The following is a 23,703-nucleotide window of genomic DNA, read 5'->3' on the forward strand; positions in this document are numbered from 1 at the left end:
TTGTAAATAACTGAAAGTTTTTCGACCGCCTTAAGCTGAAACGTGATAGCCGTCAAACAAACTCAGAGGGAATTATTTTACTCTGTGTAATAAATAAAGGGCGCTTAGATGTCCTGTCCACGGCACGGTACTCCCCCCGGGCCAATGCGTGAAAGCGTAAAAAAAGCACAAATACTCAGGAGCACTCTCAATTATGTTTAAGAATGCATTTGCTAACCTGCAAAAGGTCGGTAAATCGCTGATGCTGCCAGTATCCGTACTGCCTATCGCAGGTATCCTGCTGGGTGTCGGTTCTGCTAACTTCAGCTGGCTGCCAGCCGTAGTGTCCCACGTGATGGCCGAAGCAGGCGGTTCTGTCTTTGCTAACATGCCACTGATCTTCGCGATCGGTGTAGCTCTGGGCTTCACCAATAACGACGGCGTTTCTGCGCTGGCTGCAGTGGTTGCCTACGGCATCATGGTGAAAACCATGGCTGTGGTTGCGCCGCTGGTTCTGCATTTACCGGCAGAAGAGATCGCTGCGAAACACCTGGCGGACACCGGTGTTCTGGGCGGTATCATCTCCGGTGCGATTGCAGCGTATATGTTTAACCGCTTCTATCGCATCAAGCTGCCTGAGTATCTGGGCTTCTTTGCGGGCAAGCGTTTCGTTCCGATCATTTCTGGTCTGGCAGCGATTTTCACTGGCGTGATCCTGTCCTTCATCTGGCCACCAATCGGCTCTGCTATCCAGACCTTCTCTCAGTGGGCTGCTTACCAGAACCCGGTTGTGGCGTTTGGTATCTACGGCTTCATCGAGCGTTGCCTGGTGCCATTCGGTCTGCACCACATCTGGAACGTTCCTTTCCAGATGCAGATTGGTGAATTCACCAACGCAGCAGGCCAGGTATTCCACGGCGATATCCCACGTTACATGGCGGGCGACCCAACTGCAGGTAAACTGTCTGGTGGCTTCCTGTTCAAAATGTACGGTCTGCCAGCAGCGGCGATTGCTATCTGGCACTCTGCTAAGCCAGAGAACCGTGCAAAAGTGGGCGGTATCATGATCTCCGCAGCGCTGACCTCGTTCCTGACCGGCATCACCGAGCCGATCGAGTTCTCCTTCATGTTCGTTGCGCCGATCCTGTACGTTATCCACGCGATTCTGGCGGGCCTGGCGTTCCCAATCTGTATCCTGCTGGGTATGCGTGACGGTACGTCCTTCTCTCACGGCCTGATCGACTTCATCGTTCTGTCCGGTAACAGCAGCAAACTGTGGCTGTTCCCAATCGTGGGTGCGTGCTATGCCGTTGTTTACTACACCATCTTCCGCGTGCTGATTAAAGCACTGGACCTGAAAACTCCGGGTCGTGAAGATGCGACAGAAGACAGCAAAGCTGGCGCGACCAGCGAAATGGCTCCGGCACTGGTCGCAGCGTTCGGCGGTAAAGAGAACATCACTAACCTGGACGCGTGCATCACTCGTCTGCGTGTGAGCGTTGCCGACGTAGCGAAAGTAGACCAGCCGGGTCTGAAAAAACTGGGCGCAGCGGGCGTAGTTGTTGCAGGTTCTGGTGTACAGGCAATCTTCGGTACCAAATCCGATAACCTGAAAACCGAAATGGATGAGTACATCCGCAGCAACTAAGTTGTGACCTGGGGAGACTAAGGCAGCCGAATGGCTGCCTTTTTTATTTGTGTCTTAAAAAACGCCACTGAGGCACAAGAGCGGTCACTCTTCAGTCAGCTGATGAACATTCAGGAAAGAAATCGAGGGAGGAGGTTGAAAGGACAGGAGAAACTCGCTCATACTCTTGCATTGTGTCACACACCGATCCCGGGAGTGTGTTTACAGCGGACGCATTGCGCCAGATTAAACAAAAAAGGAAAAGGTCATGGCTGAAGAAACGATTTTCAGTAAAATTATCCGCCGCGAAATTCCGTCGGATATCGTCTATCAGGATGAACTGGTGACGGCTTTCCGGGACATTTCCCCTCAGGCCCCGACGCACATCCTTATTATTCCCAATATTCTGATTCCGACTGTAAACGACGTAAAAACCGAGCATGAAGTGGCGTTAGGTCGTATGCTGACGGTGGCCGCGAAAATCGCTGAACAGGAAGGCATTGCACAAGACGGTTATCGTCTGATCATGAACTGCAACCGTCACGGTGGCCAGGAAGTTTATCATATTCACATGCATCTGCTGGGTGGTCGTCCTCTGGGACCGATGCTGGCACATAAAGGTCTTTGACATGCTTAAAGGGCGTATTGCAGCGCTGATAATGACGATGATGATTGTGGGGTGCAGCTCGCGCCCGGCGATCCCCGTGAATGATGAACAGACGCTGGTCATGGAATCCTCCGTGCTTGCCGCGGGCATCACGGCGCAACAGCCCGCGTTGACTATCAGTGAAATCAACTCATCTGCCTCCTCTACGCTCTTTAATGAAAGACATGAGCCCGTGACGGTCCACTACCGTTTTTTCTGGTATGACGTAAGAGGTCTTGAAATGCATCCGCTGGAGGCGCCTCGCAGCGTCACCATTCCGGCCAGGTCGTCGGTAACGCTCTATGGCAGCGCCAACTATCTGGGTGCACATAAGGTGAGACTTTATCTTTATCTCTGAGGGGTGAACCTTGATTAAAAATTTGAGCCGCTATGCGCTCGTGACAGCTTTCGCTCTGTTCCTGGCAGGGTGTGTGACCCGAACTGAACAGCCAGCGCCTGTGGAAGAGGCGAAACCGGGCACTGAACAGCCGACGCCGCCAACGCAGCAGCAGCCAACCGTGCCGTCTGTGCCGTCTATTCCGTCACAGCCAGGCCCGATTGAACATCCGGACCAGACGTCGCAACCCACGCCGCGCGTGCGTCATTACGACTGGAACGGCGCAATGCAGCCCATGGTCGGCAAAATGCTGCAGGCACAGGGCGTGACGGCAGGTAGCGTGTTGCTGGTCGATAGCGTGAACAACCGTACCAACGGTTCGCTGAATGCGGGTGAAGCGACGGAAACTCTGCGCAATGCCCTGGCAAACAACGGTAAGTTTACGCTGGTCTCGGCTCAACAGCTCGCGGTAGCCAAACAGCAGCTGGGCCTTTCGCCGCAGGATAGCCTCGGTACCCGCAGCAAGGCGATCGGTATTGCCCGTAACGTTGGCGCACAGTATGTGCTTTACTCTAACGCCACCGGTAACGTGAATACACCAGCCCTGCAGATGCAGCTGATGCTGGTTCAGACAGGCGAAATTATCTGGTCAGGTAAAGGTGCGGTTACGCAACAATGACAGCACGCGTGAAGAGATTCTGACGCGCTATTTTCCTCAGTACCGCCTTATCGCGCCGCAGGCCCATTCCGGGCTTGGCGGCGCGAGTTGCATTATAGCGCAGGGCGAACAACGTCTGATCTTGCGGCAAAACCATGACCCCGATGCGCCTGCCTCCCATTTCCGTCGTCAGTTTCGCGCCCTGAGGCGTCTACCGTCAGATCTCGTGCCTGCCCCTCGTTTTTTCAGACAGGGCTGGATGGCCGTCGACTATCTGGAAGGTGATGTTAAAAGCGCGCTGCCGGACACGACTGTGCTCGCGGCGATGCTGTATCATCTGCACCAGCAGCCACGTCTGGGATGGCGAATCACGTTATACCCGCTGCTGGAACGCTACTGGCTGCAGGCCGCGCCTGACAGACGCACCCCAATGTGGCTGGCGCATCTCAGGCGGCTGCATAAAACGGGCGAGCCGCAGCCGATTCGGCTCTCGCCGCTGCACATGGATGTTCATGCCGGAAATATTGTGCATACGTCAGCGGGCATCAGGCTCATCGACTGGGAATATGCCGGAGATGGCGATGTCGCGCTGGAGCTGGCGGCCGTCTGGACGGAGAGTGAAGCCGCGCGGCAAATGCTCATCATGGACTACGCCCAGGTGGCACACATTAACGCCGACGCGCTGAAGCGTCAGGTTAAACGCTGGCGGCCCTGGGTCGTCATGTTAATGGCTGGCTGGTTTGAAATGCGCTATCGGCAGTCCAGAGACAAACAATTTATTGCGCTGGCAGACGATGCCTGGCGTCAGTTACAAACTAAAGGATAAGAGAGGTGGATGTGGGTCCAGTCATGTTGGATGTAGAAGGGTTTGAGCTGGATGCGGAGGAGCGTGAAATTCTGGCGCATCCGCTGGTGGGGGGGCTTATCCTGTTTACCCGCAACTATCACGATCCGGCGCAGCTGCGTGAGCTGGTGCGTCAGATCCGCGCCGCGTCGCGCAACCATCTGGTGGTCGCCGTCGATCAGGAAGGCGGACGCGTGCAGCGTTTTCGCGAAGGATTTACCCGCCTGCCGGCAGCCCAGTCTTTTGCCGCGCTGCTCGGCACGGAAGAGGGCGGGAAACTGGCGCAGGAGGCTGGCTGGCTGATGGCCAGTGAAATGATTGCCATGGATATCGACATCAGTTTTGCCCCGGTTCTGGACGTGGGGCATATCAGCGCCGCCATTGGCGAGCGCTCGTACCATGAAGATCCGCGCATTGCGCTGGCCATGGCGACCCGGTTCATCGACGGCATGCACGATGCCGGGATGAAAACCACCGGGAAACACTTCCCGGGCCACGGGGCGGTCACGGCGGACTCGCATAAAGAGACCCCTCGCGATCCGCGCCCGGAAGCGGAAATTCGCGCCAAAGATATGTCGGTGTTCAGGTCGCTTATCACCGACAACAAGCTTGATGCCATCATGCCTGCGCACGTGATTTATAGCGACGTTGACCCGCGCCCTGCCAGCGGCTCTCCGCACTGGCTGAAAACCGTTTTGCGTCAGGAGCTGGGCTTCAATGGCGTGATCTTCTCTGACGATTTATCGATGGAAGGGGCGGCGATTATGGGCAGCTACGCTGAACGTGGTCAGGCGTCGCTGGATGCAGGTTGCGATATGATCCTGGTCTGCAATAATCGTAAAGGTGCCGTTAGCGTGCTGGATAACCTGTCGCCGATCAAAGCTGAGCGTGTTACACAATTGTATCATAAAGGTTCATTTAGCCGTCAGGAGCTGATGGATTCGGCGCGCTGGAAGACGGTCAACGCCCGGCTTGAAGACCTGAATGAGCGCTGGCAGGCACATAAAGCCAGCCTGTAAACCCTCCCGGAAGGCGTAGCGTGGTGAGAAGACGATGATCATCTATTTACACGGTTTTGACTCAAACAGCCCTGGTAATCATGAGAAGGTGCTGCAGCTGCAGTTTATCGATCCGGATGTACGGTTGATCAGCTACAGCACGCGCCATCCGAAGCACGATATGCAGCATCTGCTCAAAGAGGTGGACAAGATGTTGCAGCTCAACGTCGACGATCGCCCGTTGATCTGCGGCGTGGGGCTGGGCGGCTACTGGGCGGAGCGCATTGGCTTCCTGTGCGACATCCGTCAGGTGGTATTCAATCCTAACCTGTTCCCGAACGAGAACATGGAAGGCAAAATTGACCGCCCGGAAGAGTATGTCGATATTGCAACCAAGTGCGTGAGTAATTTTCGTGAGAAAAACCGTGACCGCTGTCTGGTGATCCTGTCGCGTAACGATGAGGCGCTCAACAGCCACCGGGCGGCAGAGCTGCTGCATCATTATTACGAAATTGTCTGGGACGAAGAACAGACCCACAAGTTCAAAAACATCTCCCCGCACCTGCAGCGTATCAAAGCATTTAAAACGCTGGGTTAATTTCTTACCTGCAGGCGTCGAAGCCCGGCCGTGAAAGCGTGCCGGGCTTTCTTTTTGACCAGAATTGTCTACTTTTAAGCCATCAAAACTTGATGCATATCAATTTTGGTATGACCAATGCGCCTGACGTGGTATTCTCAATGCACCTGAATGGTTTCAGTGCTGTAACCTGTTGTTAATTAAGGGTTATTTTTATAACTTTTAATTAACAATTGGTTAATAATTTGAGGGGGTCACGTTGACTACGCCATTGAAAAAGATAGTGATTGTAGGCGGTGGTGCTGGCGGGCTGGAGCTGGCGACACAGTTGGGCAAGAAGCTGGGTCGCGGTAAAAAAGCCAAAATCACGCTCGTGGATCGTAACCACAGCCACCTGTGGAAACCGCTGCTGCACGAAGTGGCGACCGGCTCTCTGGACGAGGGCGTGGACGCGCTCAGCTATCTGGCGCACGCGCGCAACCACCATTTCCAGTTCCAGCTGGGCTCGGTGGTTGACATCAACCGTGAAAGCAAAACCATCACTCTGGCAGAACTGCGTGATGAAAAAGGTGAGCTGCTGGTTCCTGAGCGCAAACTGCCGTATGACACGCTGGTCATGGCGCTCGGCAGTACCTCCAACGACTTCAACACGCCGGGCGTGAAAGAGCACTGTATCTTCCTCGATAACCCGCACCAGGCGCGTCGTTTCCATCAGGAAATGCTGAACCTGTTCCTGAAGTACACCAGCAATATGGGTGCGAACGGTAAGGTAAATATCGCCATTGTCGGCGGCGGTGCGACGGGCGTTGAGCTGTCTGCGGAGCTGCACAATGCGGTGAAGCAGCTGCACAGCTACGGTTACAAAGGATTAACGAATGAAGCGCTGAACGTCACGCTGGTCGAAGCCGGTGAACGCATTCTGCCTGCGCTGCCTCCGCGTATTTCCGGTGCGGCGCACAATGAACTCACCAAGCTGGGCGTGCGGGTGCTGACGCAGACCATGGTGACCAGCGCCGACGAAGGCGGCCTGCACACCAAAGACGGCGAGTATATCAAAGCGGATCTGATGGTCTGGGCGGCCGGCATCAAAGCGCCTGACTTTATGAAAGATATCGGCGGTCTGGAAACCAACCGCATTAACCAGCTGGTAACCGAGCCGACGCTGCAAACCACGCGTGACCCTGAAATCTTTGCTATCGGTGACTGCGCCTCCTGCGCGCGTCCTGAAGGTGGATTTGTGCCGCCGCGCGCGCAGGCCGCACACCAGATGGCAAGCCTGGTCCTGCACAACATTCTGGCGCAGTACAAAGGCAAGCCAATGAAGGCCTATGTCTACAAAGACCATGGTTCTCTGGTGTCTCTGTCAAACTTCTCTACCGTCGGCAGCCTGATGGGTAACCTGATGCGCGGCTCGATGATGGTAGAAGGGCGCATTGCCCGCTTCGTGTATATCTCCCTGTATCGTATGCACCAGATTGCGCTGCACGGCTATTTCAAAACCGGGCTGATGATGCTGGTCGGCAGAATCAACCGCGTGATCCGTCCGCGTCTGAAGCTGCACTAATCTTTCACTCCCTCCGGGCTCTCCGGAGGGAGTTTTTAGCATTTCATGCTGTAGATCACAGATTGAGTGCTTAAGAGTTCTCCTAAATACAATATATCTCCTCTGAACGCCCCTTTTTTGATCCTTTATCTGATTGGCGAAGCCGTGCCTCCATTGCAAAATTGTTACCAATAGCAACAAAGGAGGAAGTCCCGTGAATAAATCAATGTTGGCGGGTATAGGGATTGGCGTCGCGGCTGCGTTAGGTGTGGCTGCCGTTGCCAGTCTCAACGTATTAGATCGCGGCCCGCAGTATGCGCAGGTGGTTTCTGCTACACCGATTAAAGAAACGGTAAAAACGCCTCGTCAGGAGTGCCGTAACGTCTCCGTGACGCATCGTCGTCCGGTGCAGGATGAAAACCGTATCGCCGGTTCTGTTCTGGGCGCGGTAGCGGGTGGCGTGATTGGTCACCAGTTCGGCGGCGGCCGGGGTAAAGATGTGGCGACCGTGGTCGGCGCGCTGGGTGGCGGCTATGCCGGTAACCAGGTGCAGGGCGCGATGCAGGATAACGATACCTACACCACGACTCAGCAGCGCTGCAAAACCGTCTATGACAAGTCGGAAAAAATGCTGGGCTATGACGTGACGTATAAAATTGGCGATCAGCAGGGCAAAATCCGCATGGATAAAGACCCGGGCACGCAAATTCCACTGGATGGAAATGGCCAGCTGGTTCTGAATAACAAAGTGTAAAAAAGATGTTCTCTGAATTTAGCTCCTCATGCGCTCAGGCTGAGGAGCTTTTTTTTGCTTCAGATTTTCAGTAGCTCAGGCCACAGCCGCAGCGTGGTTTCGCTTATATTCTGCAGTTTTTCCAGCGTAGCCCCTTCACGGGCGCTGATCGACATCCCCTGCAAAATACAGCTCAGGTATTGCGCCAGCAACTGTGGGTTGCACTGGGCAGGGATTTCACCGCGCTGCTGCCGCTGAGCCAGAAATGCGCTAAGCGTCTCCTCCTGCATGGCATGCCGCGATTTCACCGTATTGGCAATCTCTTTAGAGGACGCCGCCAGGGTGGCAGAGGTATTAATCATAAAGCAGCCCGCAGGCGTCTCTTTACTGGTGAAGCAGGTCGCGACGGCGGTGAAATAATCCCGAAGCGCCTGTTCGACGCTTTTCTCTTCACAAAACAGCTGGGCTTCGTGTTTCGCCGCAAAGCGCGAAATGTATCTGTCCAGCACCGCCCTGAACAGCCCCTCTTTATTGGTAAATTCGGCATACAGCGTCGGCGCTTTTGCTCCGGTAGCTTCTACCAGATCGGAAAGCGAGGTTGCTTCATACCCATGTTGCCAGAAGAGAGTCATGGCCTTATCAAGCGCTGCATCCCTGTCAAACACTTTTGGTCGGCCACGGCTTTTCTTCGCACAACTCGTGACGTCGGTTGTCATGTGCCGTTGGTCCTCTGTTGGTTTGTTGAATGACCATTATAAAAATAAACGCAAGTCACCACCAGCGCTGAATGCTTAAAAATAAATTAATCATATGAGTATGAAAAATAACGACTTTAAAATTAAGTTAACGACCATTATAAAATTGTGTTGACGCGTGATGTGGATCACATTTATGATTTACCTATCGATCGTTAACTAAATGATTAACGACCTCCAAATTCATCTGCTAAAGGTAAACATCATGAAAAACGTAAAAACCCTCATCGCTGCCGCTGCTCTGAGTTCACTCTCTTTCGCAAGCTTTGCTGCTGTACAGGTACAGTCCACCCCGGTCGATCAGCATAAAGTCGGGACCATTTCTGCGTCTGCCGGTACTAACCTGGGTTCCCTGGAAGATCAGCTGGCACAAAAAGCGCAAGAGATGGGTGCAAAATCTTACCGCATCACCTCTGTGACCGGTCCTAACACCCTGCACGGCACTGCGGTCATCTACAAATAAGCCGGGCATAAACCCTCATTTATGCCACTGCAATAAAAAACGCCCTGCTCAGCAGGGCGTTTTTTTATTTCTGATTTACATCGACTGCTGGGCAACATCGTGATGCCGGGTGACATCGGTCGGCATGCCTGAGCGGGCCTCCATTGCGCGCTCCATCACCTCGCTGTTGGTATTCGCATTCGTTTTGAAGCTTACCATCGCGGCATTCAGGTTAATGGGCAGCGTCTGCGGATCGTCGCCAATGTTTTTCGATAGCGGCTGATGAATTTCAACCAGCCGCACGCCGCCCGGCTCCTCAGAAACCTTAATCGGCGTATTGATAATATTCACTTTGGTACCCGGCGTAACGACGTTAAACAGCGTTTTGATATCGTCATCGCGCAGACGAATGCAGCCGGAGCTGACGCGCATGCCGATGCCAAAATCCGCATTCGTTCCGTGCAGCAGGTAAACGCCGCCGTAGGCCGCCAGACGGATTGCGTGGTGACCCATCGGGTTATCCGGGCCTGCTGGCACCACGGCTGGAAGATCGATGCCCTGAGCTTTATAACGGGCACGAATATTGGCCGTCGGGGTCCAGGTTGGATTCGCGCGTTTATCCGAGACGGTTGTGACCATCGTCGGCGTCAGGGTGTCGCCGCCCAGCTGACCAATACCAATCGGGTAGACGGTCACCTCATGTTTACCCGGCGGATAATAGTACAGGCGTAGCTCCGCCAGATTTATCACGATCCCCTCGCGCGGGGCGTCCGGAAGGATAGTCTGTAACGGGATTGTCAATACGCTGCCCGCGCGCGGGACGTACGGGTCGACGCCGGGGTTCGCCTGCAGCAGAGCCAGAAAACCGACATTATATTTTTTGGCAATGGCTTCCAGCGAACCGCCATTATTTTCAACCACATGAAAGCGGTTTTCCCCCACCACCTTGCTGCCGGGCGGAGGGAGGGGCCAGGTATTTGCGCGAGCGGGAAGCGCCACCGCGACGGTGGCTGCCAGCGCAATCAGGGTTAACCAGCGAGTAAAACGCGAAGAGGTCATCATCACCATAATCCATGCAAATGATAAGGTTATTGTTTTATAAGGCGTTAACAATAATTATGGCGAATGGGTGTGTCGGGAAGATCGGGTGAAGTGCAAAGAGTTTGTAAATTGTCCCCCGTTAGCGCTGGGCTAACGGGGGAAGGGAGGTCAGGCGATCGCGTTCTCTTCCAGCTGGCGCATAAAGTTACGCACCCAGTCCATGCGGGTTTTGCGCTCCGTCAGCTCCTGGGTAAATTTCAGACGCGTTGGGCCATCCAGACGGAAATGCTGCGGCTGTTTTTGCAGCAGGCCGATGAGCCACATCGGGTTGACGTGATTCTTCTCGGCGAACTCAATCACGCCGCCTTTTTCGTTGCCTTCAAGTTTGCGAATGCCCAGCTTCTGCGCCTGCTGGCGCAGGCGAGCGATATCCAGCAGATTTCGCGCCGCATCGGGCAGCAGGCCAAAGCGGTCGATCAGCTCAACCTTAATCTCTTCCAGCTCGTTTTCCGTCTTCGCGCTGGCGATGCGCTTGTAGAACGACAGGCGGGTATTCACATCCGGAATGAAATCATCCGGCAGCAGGGAAGGCATACGCAACTCGACCTCGGTCTGCTGGCTGGTGAGATCTTCCAGCGACGGCTCGCGACCGGCCTTCAGGGCATCAACCGCGTTCTCAAGCAGCTCCATATAGAGCGAGAAGCCGATGGTCTCCATGGAGCCGCTCTGGTCCTCACCCAGCAGCTCGCCGGCGCCGCGGATCTCGAGATCGTGCGTGGCCAGCGCGAAGCCTGCGCCGAGGTCTTCCAGCGAGGCGATGGCTTCCAGACGCTTCTGCGCGTCGGTGGTCATCGCTTTCGGGTGCGGCGTCAGCAGCCAGGCGTAGGCCTGATGGTGCGAACGCCCGACGCGGCCGCGCAGCTGGTGAAGCTGCGCCAGGCCAAAGTGATCCGCACGTTCAATGATGATGGTGTTCGCCGTCGGAATGTCGATCCCCGTTTCGATGATGGTGGTGCACACGAGCACGTTAAAGCGCTGGTGGTGGAAGTCGTTCATCACCCGTTCCAGCTCGCGCTCGCGCATCTGCCCGTGACCGATAGCAATGCGCGCTTCCGGCACCAGCTCCGCCAGCCTGTCGGCCGCTTTCTGGATGTTTTCCACGTCGTTGTACAGGTAATAGACCTGACCCCCGCGCAGCACTTCACGCAGTATTGCCTCACGCACCACCAGATTATCGTACTCGCGGACGAAGGTTTTCACCGCCAGACGGCGCGCCGGCGGCGTGGCAATAATTGACAGATCGCGCATGCCGCTCATCGCCATGTTCAGGGTTCGCGGGATCGGCGTTGCGGTCAGGGTCAGGATGTCGACGTCGGCGCGCATCGCTTTGATGCGTTCCTTATGGCGCACCCCGAAGCGGTGCTCTTCATCGACGATCAGCAGCCCCAAATCTTTCCACTTCACGTCGCTTTGCAGCAGCTTATGGGTGCCGATCAGAATATCGATTTTGCCTTCGCTTGCCTGTTCGAGGATCTGCGTCTGTTCTTTGGTGCTGCGAAAACGCGACAGCATCTCGATGCGTACCGGCCAGTTGGCGAAGCGGTCGCGGAAGTTGTCGAAGTGCTGCTGAGCGAGCAGGGTGGTCGGCACCAGCACTGCCACCTGCTTGTTGTTTTCCACCGCAAGGAAGGCGGCGCGCATCGCCACTTCGGTTTTACCGAAGCCGACGTCGCCGCACACTAAACGGTCCATTGCCAGCGGCTGGCACATGTCGCTCAGCACGGCGTTAATAGCCTGAGCCTGATCCGGCGTGGTTTCAAACGGGAAGCTGTCGCAGAACAGCTGATACTGTTCCTTATCATGCTTAAAGGCGAATCCCTCTTTGGCCGCACGCTGGGCGTAGATATCCAGCAGCTCGGCGGCCACGTCGCGCACTTTTTCCGCGGCCTTCTGGCGCGCGCGCGCCCAGGCGTCGCCGCCCAGCTTGTGCAGCGGCGCATTCTCTTCGGCACCGCCCGCGTAGCGGCTGATCAGATGCAGGGACGACACCGGGACATACAGTTTTGCGTCGTTGGCGTAGGTCAGCATCAGGTATTCACCTTTAATGCCGCCCGCTTCCAGCGTGGTCATCCCCTGATAGCGCCCAACACCATGCTCCAGGTGCACAATCGGCTGGCCCGGATGCAGCTCGGCCAGGTTGCGGATCAGCGTGTCCGGGTTGATGGTTCGACGGCTGTCCTGACGACGGCGCGCGACGCGCTCGCCCAGCAGGTCGCTTTCGCAAATCAGCGCCAGGTTGTTGAGCGTGTCGATAAAACCGTGCTCGGCGGCGCCAATCATCAGGTAACGGCCGTTTCCGGTCGCTTCGCTCAGGCGCAGGATGCGCTTCGGCGCCACCTTAATGCGTCCCAGCAGCTCACCTAACGCTTCGCGGCGGCCTTCACTCTCAACGGAGAACACCACCGGGCCGGTAAAGGACTCCAGGAACTTGCGCAGATTATCCAGCGGGGATTTCTGCTGCGCCTGGACGGCCAGGTCCGGCAGCGTCCGGAAGGCGAGGTTAGTGTTGGCGGCCTTGTCGGCAAGCGAATCGGTTTTCAGCTGCATGCGCGGCCAGCGCTTCAGCTCGGCGTTGAGCTCGTCGGTGCGCAGCCACAGCGCTTCCGGCGGCAGCAGCGGACGCATCGGGTCAACGCCCCGGTTTTCAAAGCGGGCGCGGGTTTCGCTTTCAAAGCGGCTGGCGCTGGCGTCGATATCACCGGTGTTAACAATCAGCGTATTCGCCGGGAAGTAGCTGAACAGGGCAGGCAGCGGCTCGTTAAAGAATAGCGGCTGCCAGTATTCGATCCCGGCAGGCAGCGTGCCTTTGCTGACCTGCTGATAAATATGTTCCGCGTCGCGCTTCACCTCGAACCTATCGCGCCACTGGCTGCGGAACAGTTCGATAGCGGTTTTGTCCGTGGGGAACTCATGCGCGGGCAGTAAATTGATGGACTCCACTTCCTCCAGCGTGCGCTGCGTATCGGCGTCGAAGACGCGCAGGCTGTCGATTTCATCATCAAAAAAGTCCAGACGATACGGCTGGTCGCTGCCCATCGGGTAAAGGTCGAGCAGCGCGCCGCGGGTCGCGTATTCCCCATGTTCCATGACCTGATCGACGTGGCGATAGCCGGCCCCGTCAAGCTGCGCCCGCAGGGCATCACGGGACAGGCGCTGGCCCTTTTTCATCACCAGCGCGTGGCCGTGCAGGTAGCTGTGCGGACAGACGCGCTGCATCAGGGTGTTCACCGGTACAATCAGCACGCCGCGCTGCATGGTCGGAAGCTGGTAGAGCGTCGACAGGCGCGAGGAGATGATCTCCTGATGCGGAGAGAAGCTGTCATAGGGCAGCGTTTCCCAGTCGGCCAGGCTGAACACCAGATTATCGGTGAACTGGCGAATTTCATCGTGCAGGCGCAGGGCGTTTTGCATATCCGGGGCAACCAGGATCACCGGCCCTTGATGACGCTCGGCGATTTCCGCCACCAGCGTGGCGCACGCCGCGCCCGTGAGTTCACCCAGCTGGCGCTGGTCGCCCGCTTTGACAGGCAAGGAATAACGATAGTGTTCAGGCATGGCTATGTCAGAGTCTCTTATGGATATACCAACAGTATTGGGGCATATCACTGATACGCAATGTCTTTATTATCCTCGATCGTTTTGCATAAGCAAATCGTAACCGCACGGCAGGGCTAAACGCCCCCGAAGCGGGGGCGGAGAGGGCATTAACGCGTTGAGGGGGACAGGGTCAGCGTAGACGGAGGAGAGAAGAAAACGTCGCCAAACAGCGCGGTGGAAATTTTACGCACCCCGAGCCCGGCCAGGGTACAGATCAGCAGGCTGGCAAACGGGTAGACCAGAATTAAGGTGAGTTCAGCCCAGACCGGCCAGTAAGCGGCATTCATCTCGCCAATCAGGAACAGGCTGAAGGCCTCAATTAAGATGCGGTGGGTGGTATAAATCGCAATGGTATTGGAGCCAATCACGTTCAACAGGTTGTCAGGGTGAACGGCATAGCGCTGCTCAAAGCTGTAGAATAGCTTCATGATCAGCACAATCGACAGCAATGAGAGCAGCAGCGGAACGTTAGCAAACCACAGCACCACGGAGACGGCGGCGAAAGCGACGGTTGCCAGCCAGAGGCGGCGCAGGCTGACGCTTTTCATCCACGCCATCAGCGTCGCGCCATACCACGCCCCGAGGCTGTAGTAGATCATGTTGCGTACCACGCTGTTCATTCCCCACCACGGCAGCGGCAGGAAGTTGATCGCGATGCTTGCCAGCGCCAGCAGTCCCAGCATCGGCAGCTTCCAGCGGCTCAGCAGTTTACACAACGTGAAGTAGACCACCAGGGCATACAGATACCACAGGCTTGTGCTGGCGGTGAGCATCCCTTGCACAAATCCCGAGAGCGAGTCGGCGTAGGCCGCGTTCGACGAGGTGGCAAGCTCGCGATCGGGCGCCAGCCAGGCATTCAGGTGGGTCAGCGCCTGCCATTGCAGAATCCCCCACAGCGCCAGGACCCAGACAATGCTCCAGATTCGCTTGTCGAGACTGGTTCGCCAGTCCACCTCGTCAATATAACGACGGATCAGATAGCCGGAGATAAAGAAAAAGACAGGCATACGGAAGGGGGCAAGATAGAGATTAAAATAGACCCAGCATTTGGCGAGAAGGCCGGAGAGCGGGTGTTGCAGCCCGATCAGGTGCGGATAAAACGTGATAACCGAATGATATATAACCACCAGGCAGATACACAGCCCTTTTATCTGGTTAATCCATAATGCTTTTTGCTTCATTGTTCGCAACTACCTTATTGCCATAGACGAACGAGCAATTGTTGTTAAACGAAACCGTGCTGTAATGGGTAACAGTCTGTATCAGGAGGTTTTTCGGAAAAGGTGGAGGTTATGAGGTGCGGTTTCAGATATTAGTATCCTGATTTATCTGAATTTTTTGGAAAAATGATTACCAAAGCTTACGGTTTCAGTCATTTACGCTTAACGGATTCGCTTATATACTCGTGGGTCTGCTATCAGCAAACAGACGGACTTCATGTATCAACCTGTCGCACTCTTCATAGGCTTACGCTACATGCGTGGGCGCGCCGCGGACCGCTTCGGTCGCTTTGTCTCCTGGCTATCGACTATTGGCATTACGCTTGGCGTGATGGCTCTGGTGACGGTGCTTTCCGTCATGAATGGCTTTGAGCGCGAGCTGCAAAACAACATCCTGGGGCTGATGCCGCAGGCCGTACTCTCATCCACTAACGGCTCGGTTAACCCGCAGCAGCTGCCGGAAAGCGCGGCGAAGTTACAGGGCGTCACGCGCGTAGCGCCGTTGACCACCGGCGACGTGGTGCTGCAAAGCGCCCGCAGCGTGGCGGTCGGCGTGATGCTGGGTATCGACCCGACGCAAAACGATCCGCTGACGCCGTATCTCGTTAACGTGAAGCAGACCGACCTGGAAGCCGGGAAATATAACGTGATTCTGGGCGAGCAGCTTGCCGGACAGCTTGGCGTCAACCGTGGCGATCAGCTGCGCGTAATGGTCCCTTCTGCCAGCCAGTTTACGCCGATGGGGCGCCTGCCAAGCCAGCGTCTGTTTAACGTGATTGGTACTTTTGCTGCCAACAGCGAAGTCGATGGCTACCAGATGCTGGTTAACATTCAGGACGCGTCACGCCTGATGCGCTACCCGGCAGGAAATATCACCGGCTGGCGACTGTGGCTCGACGCGCCGCTGAAGGTCGATACTCTCAGCCAGCAAAAACTGCCGGACGGTACCAAGTGGCAGGACTGGCGCGAGCGTAAAGGCGAGCTGTTCCAGGCCGTGCGGATGGAGAAAAACATGATGGGGCTGCTGCTGAGCCTGATCGTCGCCGTGGCGGCATTTAACATCATCACCTCGCTGGGCCTGATGGTAATGGAGAAGCAGGGCGAAGTCGCCATTCTGCAAACCCAGGGGCTCACGCCGCGCCAGATCATGGCCGTGTTTATGGTGCAGGGCGCCAGCGCCGGGATCATCGGCGCGTTGCTCGGCGCCGTGCTGGGTGCGCTGCTTGCCAGTCAGCTTAATAACTTAATGCCGATCATCGGCGCGCTGCTCGACGGCGCGGCGCTGCCGGTGGCTATCGAGCCGCTGCAGGTGGTCGGTATTGCGCTGGCCGCGATGGCCATTGCGCTGCTTTCTACGCTTTATCCTTCCTGGCGCGCCGCCGCCACTCAACCCGCTGAGGCTTTACGTTATGAATAAGATCCTGTTGCAATGCGACAACCTGTCCAAACGCTATCAGGAAGGCACTGTGCAAACCGACGTGCTGCACAATGTGAGCTTCAGCGTGGGCGAAGGCGAGATGATGGCGATTGTCGGCAGCTCCGGCTCGGGCAAAAGTACGCTGCTGCATCTGCTGGGCGGGCTGGATACGCCAACCAACGGCGACGTGATTTTCTCCGGCCAGCCGATGAGCAAAATGTCCTCGGCGGCGAAGGCCGAGCTGCGCAACCGCGAGCTGGGCTTTATCTACCAGTTTCACCATTTGCTGCCGGACTTCACGGCGCTGGAAAACGTGGCGATGCCGCTGCTGATTGGCAAAAAGAAACCGGCAGAGATTAACGCTCGCGCCAGCGACATGCTGAAAGCGGTAGGGCTGGGCCATCGCGGTAACCACCGTCCGTCGGAGCTCTCCGGCGGCGAGCGCCAGCGCGTGGCGATTGCCCGTGCGCTGGTCAACAACCCGCGTCTGGTGCTGGCGGATGAGCCCACCGGGAACCTGGACGCGCGCAATGCGGACAGTATTTTCCAGCTTCTGGGCGAGCTGAACGCCTCGCAGGGCACCGCGTTTCTGGTCGTAACCCACGATCTGCAGCTGGCAAAACGCATGGGGCGTCAGCTTGAAATGCGCGACGGCCATCTGAACGCGGAACTGACCCTGATGGGAGCAGAGTAATGGCGTCACCGTTATCGTTACTCATCGGTTTACGTTTTAGCCGCGGCCGCCGTCGCGGCGGCATGGTGTCGCTGATCTCCGTTATCTCGACCATCGGTATTGCGCTGGGTGTGGCGGTGCTGATTGTGGGCTTAAGCGCCATGAACGGCTTCGAGCGCGAGCTGAATAACCGCATTCTGGCGGTGGTGCCGCACGGGGAGATCGAGCCGGTTAACCAGCCGTGGACGAACTGGAGCGATGCGCTCGCCAAAGTTGAAAAAGTGCCGGGCATCGCCGCGGCCGCGCCCTACATTAACTTTACCGGGCTGGTGGAAAGCGGGGTAAACCTGCGCGCCATTCAGGTGAAAGGGGTCAACCCGGCACAGGAAGCGCGTCTCAGCGCGCTGCCGAACTATGTGCAGAACGGCGCTTGGGCCAACTTTAAAGCTGGCGAGCAGCAGATCATCATGGGTAAAGGCGTTGCCGATGCTCTGAAGGTGAAGCAGGGCGACTGGGTGTCAATCATGATCCCGAACGCCAGCACCGACCACAAACTGCAGCAGCCAAAACGCGTGCGCCTGCACGTTACCGGTATTCTTCAGCTGAGCGGCCAGCTTGACCACAGCTTTGCGATGGTGCCGATGGAGGATGCGCGCCAGTATCTCGACATGGGCGACAGCGTGACGGGCATTGCGATTAAGGTGAACGACGTCTTTAACGCCAACAAACTGGTGCGCGACGCGGGCAGCGTGACCAATAACTATGTCTACATCAAAAGCTGGATCGGCACTTACGGGTATATGTACCGTGATATCCAGATGATCCGCGCCATCATGTATCTGGCGATGGTGCTGGTGATTGGCGTGGCGTGCTTTAATATCGTTTCGACGCTGGTGATGGCGGTCAAGGACAAGAGCGGCGACATCGCCGTGCTGCGTACGCTGGGGGCGAAAGACGGTCTTATTCGCGCCATCTTCGTCTGGTACGGTTTGCTGGCAGGGCTGTTTGGCAGCCTGTGCGGCGTAGTGATTGGCGTGGTGGTTTCCCTGCAGCTGACGCCGATTATAAACGGGATTGAAAAGCTTATTGGCCACCAGTTCCTGTCGGGTGACATCTATTTTATTGACTTCCTGCCGTCTGAACTGCACTGGCTGGATGTTTTTTATGTGCTGCTTACAGCACTTTTACTGAGTCTGCTGGCAAGCTGGTATCCGGCGCGTCGCGCAAGCCGAATTGATCCGGCGAGGGTATTAAGTGGCCAGTAATTACGTCACGATCTAGCGGCTTTCGGGCCGCCAGGTTAAAAGAGGAATGCGTTATGTATTACGGATTTGATATTGGCGGCACCAAGATTGCGCTCGGAGTGTTTGATAAAAACCTCAAACTGCAGTGGGAAACCCGCGTTCCCACGCCGCGCGAAAGTTATGACGAATTTTTAACCGCCATTGCCGCGCTGGTGGCTCAGGCGGATGAACGCTTTGGGGTCAAAGGCAGCGTCGGCATTGGTATTCCGGGCATGCCCGAAACCGACGACGGCACGCTGTATGCGGCCAACGTGCCTGCCGCCAGCGGTAAACCGCTGCGTGCCGATCTCTCTGCTCTCCTTGAACGCGACGTGCGTTTAGACAACGATGCCAACTGCTTCGCGCTCTCTGAAGCCTGGGATGATGAGTTTCGTCGCTACCCGCTGGTGATGGGGCTGATCCTCGGTACCGGCGTCGGCGGAGGAATCATCATCAACGGTAAGCCCATCACCGGCCGCAGCTACATCACCGGCGAGTTTGGTCATATTCGCCTGCCGGTGGATGCCCTCGAGGTGGTGGGACGTGATTTTCCGCTAACCCGCTGCGGCTGTGGCCAGCACGGCTGTATTGAGAACTACCTTTCCGGCCGCGGGTTTGCATGGCTTTACGAACACTTCTATCATCAGAAACTTGAGGCCCCTCAAATCATTACCCTGTGGGAGCAAGGGGATGCGCAGGCGCGTGAGCACGTCGAGCGCTATCTGGATCTGCTGGCGGTATGTCTGGGCAATATTCTCACTATCGTCGACCCGGATCTGCTGGTGATCGGGGGAGGGCTTTCAAACTTTACCGCGATTACGGAACGGTTGTCCGGGCGTTTGCCCCGACATTTATTGCCGGTTGCCCGCGTGCCGCGTATTGAACGCGCGCGACACGGGGACGCAGGAGGCATGCGCGGAGCCGCATTCCTTCATCTCACCGATTAGTTTACGAGGTTTCTATGCTGTCGCGTCGCCAGGGTCGACTCAGCCGTTTTCGCAAAAACAAACGCCGCTTGCGTGAGCGCTTGCGCCAGCGGATCTTTTTCAGAGACAGAATGATGCCAGAAGCGATGGATAAACCCAGAGTGGTGGTGCTGACCGGAGCGGGGATCTCGGCCGAGTCAGGAATTCGAACCTTCCGCGCGGCGGACGGGCTGTGGGAAGAGCACCGCGTGGAGGATGTCGCCACGCCGGAAGGCTTTGCCCGCGACCCGGATCTCGTGCAGGCGTTTTACAACGCACGCCGTCGTCAGCTTCAGCAGCCTGACGTCGCGCCGAATGCGGCGCATCTGGCGCTGGCGAAGCTGGAAGAGGCGCTGGGCGATCGTCTTCTGCTGGTGACGCAGAATATCGACAACCTCCACGAACGGGCCGGTAACAAGAACATCATCCACATGCACGGCGAGCTGCTCAAGGTTCGCTGCGCATGGAGCGGTCAGGTGCTGGACTGGAAAGAGGACGTGCTGCCAGAGGATAAGTGCCACTGCTGCCAGTTCCCGTCGCGCCTGCGTCCTCACGTGGTCTGGTTTGGCGAAATGCCGCTGGGAATGGATGAGATCTACAGCGCGCTGGCGATGGCCGACGTGTTTATCGCCATCGGAACATCCGGCCACGTTTACCCTGCGGCAGGGTTTGTCCACGAAGCGCGACTGCACGGTGGGCATACGGTAGAGCTCAACCTTGAGCCAAGCCAGGTAGGCAGCGAGTTTGAAGAGAAACACTATGGCCTGGCAAGCACGGTCGTCCCGGAGTTTGTCGACAAGCTGCTGAAAGGGCTGTAACGGCAATCGCCTGAAAAGGCACCCGCCCAGCGGGTGCCTTTTTATTTAAGAATGAAAGAACGCCAGCGTCTTCTCCAGCGATTTAGCCTGCTCGTCCAGCGAGAGCGCCGCAGCGGAGATCTGCTGAACCAGAGAGGCGTTCTGCTGGGTGGTGCTGTCCATCTGGTTAACGGCGGTACTGACCTGGCTTATCCCGCGGTTCTGCTCGTCCAGCGCCTGGACAATGTCGTTGATGACCAGATGCACGTGCGACACCGCCTCAATCACCTGTTTCATCATTACGCCGGTTTCATTGACCAGCTCAACGCCTTTGCTGACGCGGCCTGAGGACTCGGCAATCAGCTGGGAAATTTCTTTAGCCGCGTTAGCGCTTCGCTGGGCCAGGTTGCGCACTTCACCTGCGACCACTGCGAAACCGCGCCCCTGTTCGCCCGCGCGCGCCGCTTCAACGGCGGCATTCAGCGCCAGGATATTGGTCTGGAAGGCGATGCCGTCGACGATGCTGTTAATCTCACCGATCTTACGCGCGCTCTCGTCAATCTCTCCGATCACCATCACCACGTCGTTTACCAGCGTTTCGCCATGCCCGGCGAGGCTCGCGGCGCGATCGGTCAGCGTGGTCGCCTTGTGGGCGTTGTCGGCATTATTTTTAACCGTGACCGAAATCTCTTCCATGCTGGCTGCTGTTTCAACAATCGCCGCCGCCTGTTCTTCGGTACGTGAGGCGAGGTCAAGGTTGCCCGCCGAAATTTCGCTGGTGCCGCCGTGCACGGAGTGGCTGGCTTCGCTGATGTTGTCGACGATGCGCTTGAGCTGCGTCTGCATGGTGTGCAGGGCATAAAAAATGCTGTGGGTATCCCCGGAACGAACCGGGATGGTGTTGTTCAGCTCTCCCCGGGCAACGGCCAGGGCGATCCCGGCGGCCTCCGAAGGTTCCCCTCCAACCGGACGGTCAACCTTGCGGGTAAAGATCTGGGCCATCACCAGGCTGACCGCAACGATGCTTAGCATCATCATGATGATGGCTTTTAGTAAAAATGCCCGCGCTTCGGCCATCACTTCGCTAACCGGAGTAATAATGGCCAGCTTCCACGGCGTCTGGCTGTTACCGACGGCGATGTCCTGCCAGGTGATGAACACCTCTTCCATCAGCAGCGGATCGTTTACCCGGGTGACGTCATGACCGGCAATCTGACCCGCGTATGGCTTGCCTGCCGCCTGTTTGTCCGGGCTGGACACCACGTTATTACCCGCTGAGAGGAGCAGGGCGTAGCCTGTGCCGTTCCACGGTTTAATCGCGCCGATCGTGGACTGCAGCGTGGCGAGGGAGAAGTCAGAGGTGACCGAACCCAGAAACTGTCCGTCACGCATGATGGGTGCGGCAATCGAGGTGAGCATCACGTCCACGCCGTTGTAGGGGTAAATATAGGGCTCGATGATCACATCTTTATGCCGCTGTTTCGGCAGCAAATAATAATCACCGCTGCCGGGTGTTTCGATGTCAGTCAGCAGGTGTAATGCCGGTTTGCCGGTGGCATCGCGGTCGACGTAGCGGGCGTAGCGTCCGGCAGGATCTTCACCGCTCTGACCGGCAAAGGCGGCATCTTTATCGTCGAACGCGTTGGGCTCAAAGGCCATCGACATGGAGAGAAACTGTGGGTGAGCCGAGAGGTAGTGGATAAGCAGCTGGTTCAGGCTCTGGCGGTCGGATACGCCCGCCTCGCGCAGTGCCAGGGCGCTGTTGCCCATATCCCGGGCGGCAGTCAGGGCGGAATCCAGCTGTTTGCTGACCTGTAAAGCCTGTACCTCGGCTATCTGGCGGATATGTTTTTTGGCCAGCACCTCTTGCTGCGCCATCCACTGCCACATCATAAACCCGATCGTTGCCGTAAAGCCCACCGTCACGGTGAGGAAAATGGACAATAGCATCAACGTCTTGACTCTTATTTTTTGTTTTCGGACCATGGCGTCTTTCATTCTCATCTCCCGTAATGTTGTGCATGTCGGGCAGGCACACAGTACTTATCGGATATTTGATCCTCTTTCTGTAGAGCGCCGGATATATTTAATTTAAATTCCAGAATATTTAATCCCGTTAATTAGTGTGGATGCTTTTATTTTGTGCATTCAATCAAAATAGCGCTCGATAATGCTCGTTATCATCGTGTAGAAAGAGGATGCTAATAAATATTAAGTGGTAAAGGAGGATGGGATATGTACGGATTTATTGCGCGACAACCCATTTTTAACCCTGAGATGAAGACGGTGGCCTATGAGCTGCTCTTCAGAGACGGGATGACAAACCGTTTTCCGGATGTGTCGGCGGAATATGCCACCTCCAGAATGATATCCGATCAGTTTTTATGCGTGCCGTCCCAGCGCATCGCCGGGGCTCATACGTCGTTTATTAATTTCCCTTCGCGAATGGTCATAGACCGCAGTGGAGAAGCGCTGGATAAAGAGAGCGTGGTCATTGAGATCCTTGAAGATGCTGTGCCGGGAGCGGAACTGCTGCAGGCCGTCAGGGAGATGAATGCGCATGGTTATCAGTTTGCGCTTGATGATTTCACCCTTGCACCAGAATGGGATGCTTTTTTACCCTATATTTCAATACTGAAATTTGACGTCAGAAATTACACCTTAGCGCAAATTAAACAGTATCTGAAAACGCGTAAACATCTGACCGGTCATATTAAATATCTCGCTGAAAAAATTGAGACTAAAGAGGAATTCAACCAATACAGGGACGAGGGGTTTTCCCTTTTTCAGGGCTATTTTTTCTGCCGCCCGGAGGTCATTAAATATAAACGGCTGTCGCAAAATCAGCTGGCGATTTTTCGACTGCAAATGGAGGTCGGACGCAATAAGCCTGATTTTCGAATTATCGAGTCGTTGATAAAAACCGATCTCACGCTCTCTTATAAAATCATGCGCTATATGAAGCATACTGCGTTTAAGCATGTCGGCGCCTGTAATTTCAGCAAGTTAACCCTGAGCGAGGTGCTCAGGTATCTTGGCGAAAATCAGCTCCGACGGTTTGTTGCCGTCGTGGTCCTCGCCAGTGCGGGCAATGATACCGTCAGCGAGCTTTATCCGCTGAGCATGATGCGCGGCAAGTTCTGCGAGCTGATCGCAGAGACGATGAACGAACCGATTCTGGCTGAAAATGCGTTCATGTGCGGCCTGTTTTCTCTTCTGGATACCCTCCTTGAGCTGCCGATGGCAGAGTTGATGAAGCAAATTGCGGTCCCGCAGAGCGTGAGCAACGCGCTTTGTCATCAGGAAGGACGGTTAGCCGATATGATTAACCTTTGCCGTTACTATGAACAGCAGCAGTGGGACGAAGCGACCAGAGTACGTCAGAGGCTGGGGCTGTCGGATGAAGAAGTGGTTGAGGCGATGCGAAAGGCGACGATCTGGGCAGGAGAGAATGCGGTCAGTTAATCCTTCCTCACGCCGTACAGGCGGCGTGAGGAAGAGCGCGATACCG

At 56.2% G+C, this 23,703-nt stretch carries 21 protein-coding genes; 16 read left to right on the top strand and 5 right to left on the bottom strand.

The features are described 5' to 3' along the window. Nucleotides 1–193 precede the first annotated feature (193 nt). The 9 genes from ptsG (at nucleotide 194) to PUP35_RS08245 (ending at nucleotide 7,963) form a co-directional block, all read left to right on the top strand. Nucleotides 194–1,627, top strand: coding sequence for a PTS glucose transporter subunit IIBC (ptsG, locus tag PUP35_RS08205; RefSeq protein ID WP_023311158.1), 1,434 nt, complete (start codon nucleotides 194–196; stop codon nucleotides 1,625–1,627). Between the two features lie 247 nt (nucleotides 1,628–1,874). Further along, on the top strand, nucleotides 1,875–2,234 hold the full coding sequence (gene hinT, locus PUP35_RS08210; protein WP_014069796.1) for a purine nucleoside phosphoramidase: 360 nt from the start codon (nucleotides 1,875–1,877) through the stop codon (nucleotides 2,232–2,234). Between the two features lies 1 nt (nucleotide 2,235). Beyond that, on the top strand, nucleotides 2,236–2,610 hold the full coding sequence (locus PUP35_RS08215; protein ID WP_111965547.1) for a YcfL family protein: 375 nt from the start codon (nucleotides 2,236–2,238) through the stop codon (nucleotides 2,608–2,610). A gap of 13 nt (nucleotides 2,611–2,623) precedes the next feature. Then, nucleotides 2,624–3,268 carry a penicillin-binding protein activator LpoB gene (gene lpoB / locus PUP35_RS08220; RefSeq protein ID WP_197737691.1) on the top strand — a complete coding sequence of 215 codons (645 nt, stop codon included), beginning with the start codon at nucleotides 2,624–2,626 and terminating at the stop codon, nucleotides 3,266–3,268. Beyond that, nucleotides 3,249–4,073 carry a thiamine kinase gene (gene thiK / locus PUP35_RS08225; protein ID WP_274242640.1) on the top strand — a complete coding sequence of 275 codons (825 nt, stop codon included), beginning with the start codon at nucleotides 3,249–3,251 and terminating at the stop codon, nucleotides 4,071–4,073. The genes lpoB and thiK overlap by 20 nt, the downstream gene beginning before the upstream one ends. A gap of 11 nt (nucleotides 4,074–4,084) precedes the next feature. Further along, on the top strand, nucleotides 4,085–5,110 hold the full coding sequence (gene nagZ / locus PUP35_RS08230) for a beta-N-acetylhexosaminidase (RefSeq protein ID WP_127732759.1): 1,026 nt from the start codon (nucleotides 4,085–4,087) through the stop codon (nucleotides 5,108–5,110). A 34-nt stretch (nucleotides 5,111–5,144) separates the two neighbouring features. Further along, complete coding sequence (ycfP, locus tag PUP35_RS08235; protein ID WP_008500781.1) at nucleotides 5,145–5,687, top strand: alpha/beta hydrolase YcfP; 543 nt, start codon at nucleotides 5,145–5,147, stop codon at nucleotides 5,685–5,687. Between the two features lie 238 nt (nucleotides 5,688–5,925). Continuing rightward, nucleotides 5,926–7,230 (top strand): NAD(P)/FAD-dependent oxidoreductase, encoded by a 1,305-nt coding sequence (locus PUP35_RS08240; RefSeq protein WP_008500780.1) that lies wholly within the window; start codon nucleotides 5,926–5,928, stop codon nucleotides 7,228–7,230. 193 nt (nucleotides 7,231–7,423) lie between these two features. After that, entirely contained in the window at nucleotides 7,424–7,963 is a 540-nt protein-coding gene (locus tag PUP35_RS08245) for a glycine zipper 2TM domain-containing protein (RefSeq protein WP_008500779.1), read from the top strand. Nucleotides 7,964–8,022: 59 nt separating this feature from the next. On the opposite strand, the gene PUP35_RS08250 is transcribed toward PUP35_RS08245, so the two are convergent. Beyond that, nucleotides 8,023–8,658 (bottom strand): TetR/AcrR family transcriptional regulator, encoded by a 636-nt coding sequence (locus PUP35_RS08250; protein WP_024909039.1) that lies wholly within the window; start codon nucleotides 8,656–8,658, stop codon nucleotides 8,023–8,025. A gap of 244 nt (nucleotides 8,659–8,902) precedes the next feature. Here PUP35_RS08250 and bhsA point away from each other — a divergent pair, with 244 nt between their 5' ends. Next, nucleotides 8,903–9,160 (top strand): multiple stress resistance protein BhsA, encoded by a 258-nt coding sequence (gene bhsA, locus PUP35_RS08255; protein WP_271367660.1) that lies wholly within the window; start codon nucleotides 8,903–8,905, stop codon nucleotides 9,158–9,160. Nucleotides 9,161–9,235: 75 nt separating this feature from the next. Here the strand turns inward: bhsA and ldtC are convergent, their stop codons facing one another. The 3 genes from ldtC to PUP35_RS08270 all read right to left on the bottom strand — a co-directional run bounded on the left by ldtC (nucleotide 9,236) and on the right by PUP35_RS08270 (nucleotide 15,018). Further along, nucleotides 9,236–10,201, bottom strand: coding sequence for a L,D-transpeptidase LdtC (ldtC, locus tag PUP35_RS08260; RefSeq protein WP_274242647.1), 966 nt, complete (start codon nucleotides 10,199–10,201; stop codon nucleotides 9,236–9,238). 147 nt (nucleotides 10,202–10,348) lie between these two features. Then, nucleotides 10,349–13,795: a transcription-repair coupling factor gene (gene mfd / locus PUP35_RS08265; protein ID WP_111965551.1), complete on the bottom strand. Its 3,447-nt coding sequence runs from the start codon at nucleotides 13,793–13,795 to the stop codon at nucleotides 10,349–10,351. A 149-nt stretch (nucleotides 13,796–13,944) separates the two neighbouring features. After that, nucleotides 13,945–15,018 carry an acyltransferase family protein gene (locus PUP35_RS08270; RefSeq protein WP_111965552.1) on the bottom strand — a complete coding sequence of 358 codons (1,074 nt, stop codon included), beginning with the start codon at nucleotides 15,016–15,018 and terminating at the stop codon, nucleotides 13,945–13,947. 256 nt (nucleotides 15,019–15,274) lie between these two features. Here PUP35_RS08270 and lolC point away from each other — a divergent pair, with 256 nt between their 5' ends. The 5 genes from lolC to cobB are packed head-to-tail and all read left to right on the top strand — an operon-like array spanning nucleotide 15,275 to nucleotide 20,213. After that, nucleotides 15,275–16,474, top strand: coding sequence for a lipoprotein-releasing ABC transporter permease subunit LolC (gene lolC / locus PUP35_RS08275; protein ID WP_127730410.1), 1,200 nt, complete (start codon nucleotides 15,275–15,277; stop codon nucleotides 16,472–16,474). Then, on the top strand, nucleotides 16,467–17,168 hold the full coding sequence (gene lolD, locus PUP35_RS08280) for a lipoprotein-releasing ABC transporter ATP-binding protein LolD (protein ID WP_008500772.1): 702 nt from the start codon (nucleotides 16,467–16,469) through the stop codon (nucleotides 17,166–17,168). Before lolC ends, lolD begins: the two co-directional genes overlap by 8 nt. Continuing rightward, nucleotides 17,168–18,412, top strand: coding sequence for a lipoprotein-releasing ABC transporter permease subunit LolE (gene lolE / locus PUP35_RS08285; protein ID WP_111965554.1), 1,245 nt, complete (start codon nucleotides 17,168–17,170; stop codon nucleotides 18,410–18,412). The genes lolD and lolE overlap by 1 nt, the downstream gene beginning before the upstream one ends. 53 nt (nucleotides 18,413–18,465) lie before the next feature. Then, nucleotides 18,466–19,377: an N-acetylglucosamine kinase gene (gene nagK / locus PUP35_RS08290; protein ID WP_111965555.1), complete on the top strand. Its 912-nt coding sequence runs from the start codon at nucleotides 18,466–18,468 to the stop codon at nucleotides 19,375–19,377. A 14-nt stretch (nucleotides 19,378–19,391) separates the two neighbouring features. After that, on the top strand, nucleotides 19,392–20,213 hold the full coding sequence (cobB, locus tag PUP35_RS08295; protein WP_274242655.1) for a Sir2 family NAD+-dependent deacetylase: 822 nt from the start codon (nucleotides 19,392–19,394) through the stop codon (nucleotides 20,211–20,213). A 45-nt stretch (nucleotides 20,214–20,258) separates the two neighbouring features. On the opposite strand, the gene PUP35_RS08300 is transcribed toward cobB, so the two are convergent. Next, nucleotides 20,259–22,190, bottom strand: a complete 1,932-nt coding sequence (locus PUP35_RS08300) for a methyl-accepting chemotaxis protein (RefSeq protein ID WP_115874746.1) — start codon at nucleotides 22,188–22,190, stop codon at nucleotides 20,259–20,261. A gap of 237 nt (nucleotides 22,191–22,427) precedes the next feature. Between PUP35_RS08300 and PUP35_RS08305 the strand changes: the two genes are divergently transcribed. Further along, on the top strand, nucleotides 22,428–23,657 hold the full coding sequence (locus PUP35_RS08305; protein WP_115874747.1) for an EAL and HDOD domain-containing protein: 1,230 nt from the start codon (nucleotides 22,428–22,430) through the stop codon (nucleotides 23,655–23,657). Nucleotides 23,658–23,703 lie beyond the last annotated feature (46 nt).

The sequence above is a fragment of the Enterobacter sp. S-33 genome (assembly GCF_028735835.1).
GTDB classification, from domain to species: Bacteria; Pseudomonadota; Gammaproteobacteria; order Enterobacterales; family Enterobacteriaceae; genus Enterobacter; species Enterobacter vonholyi.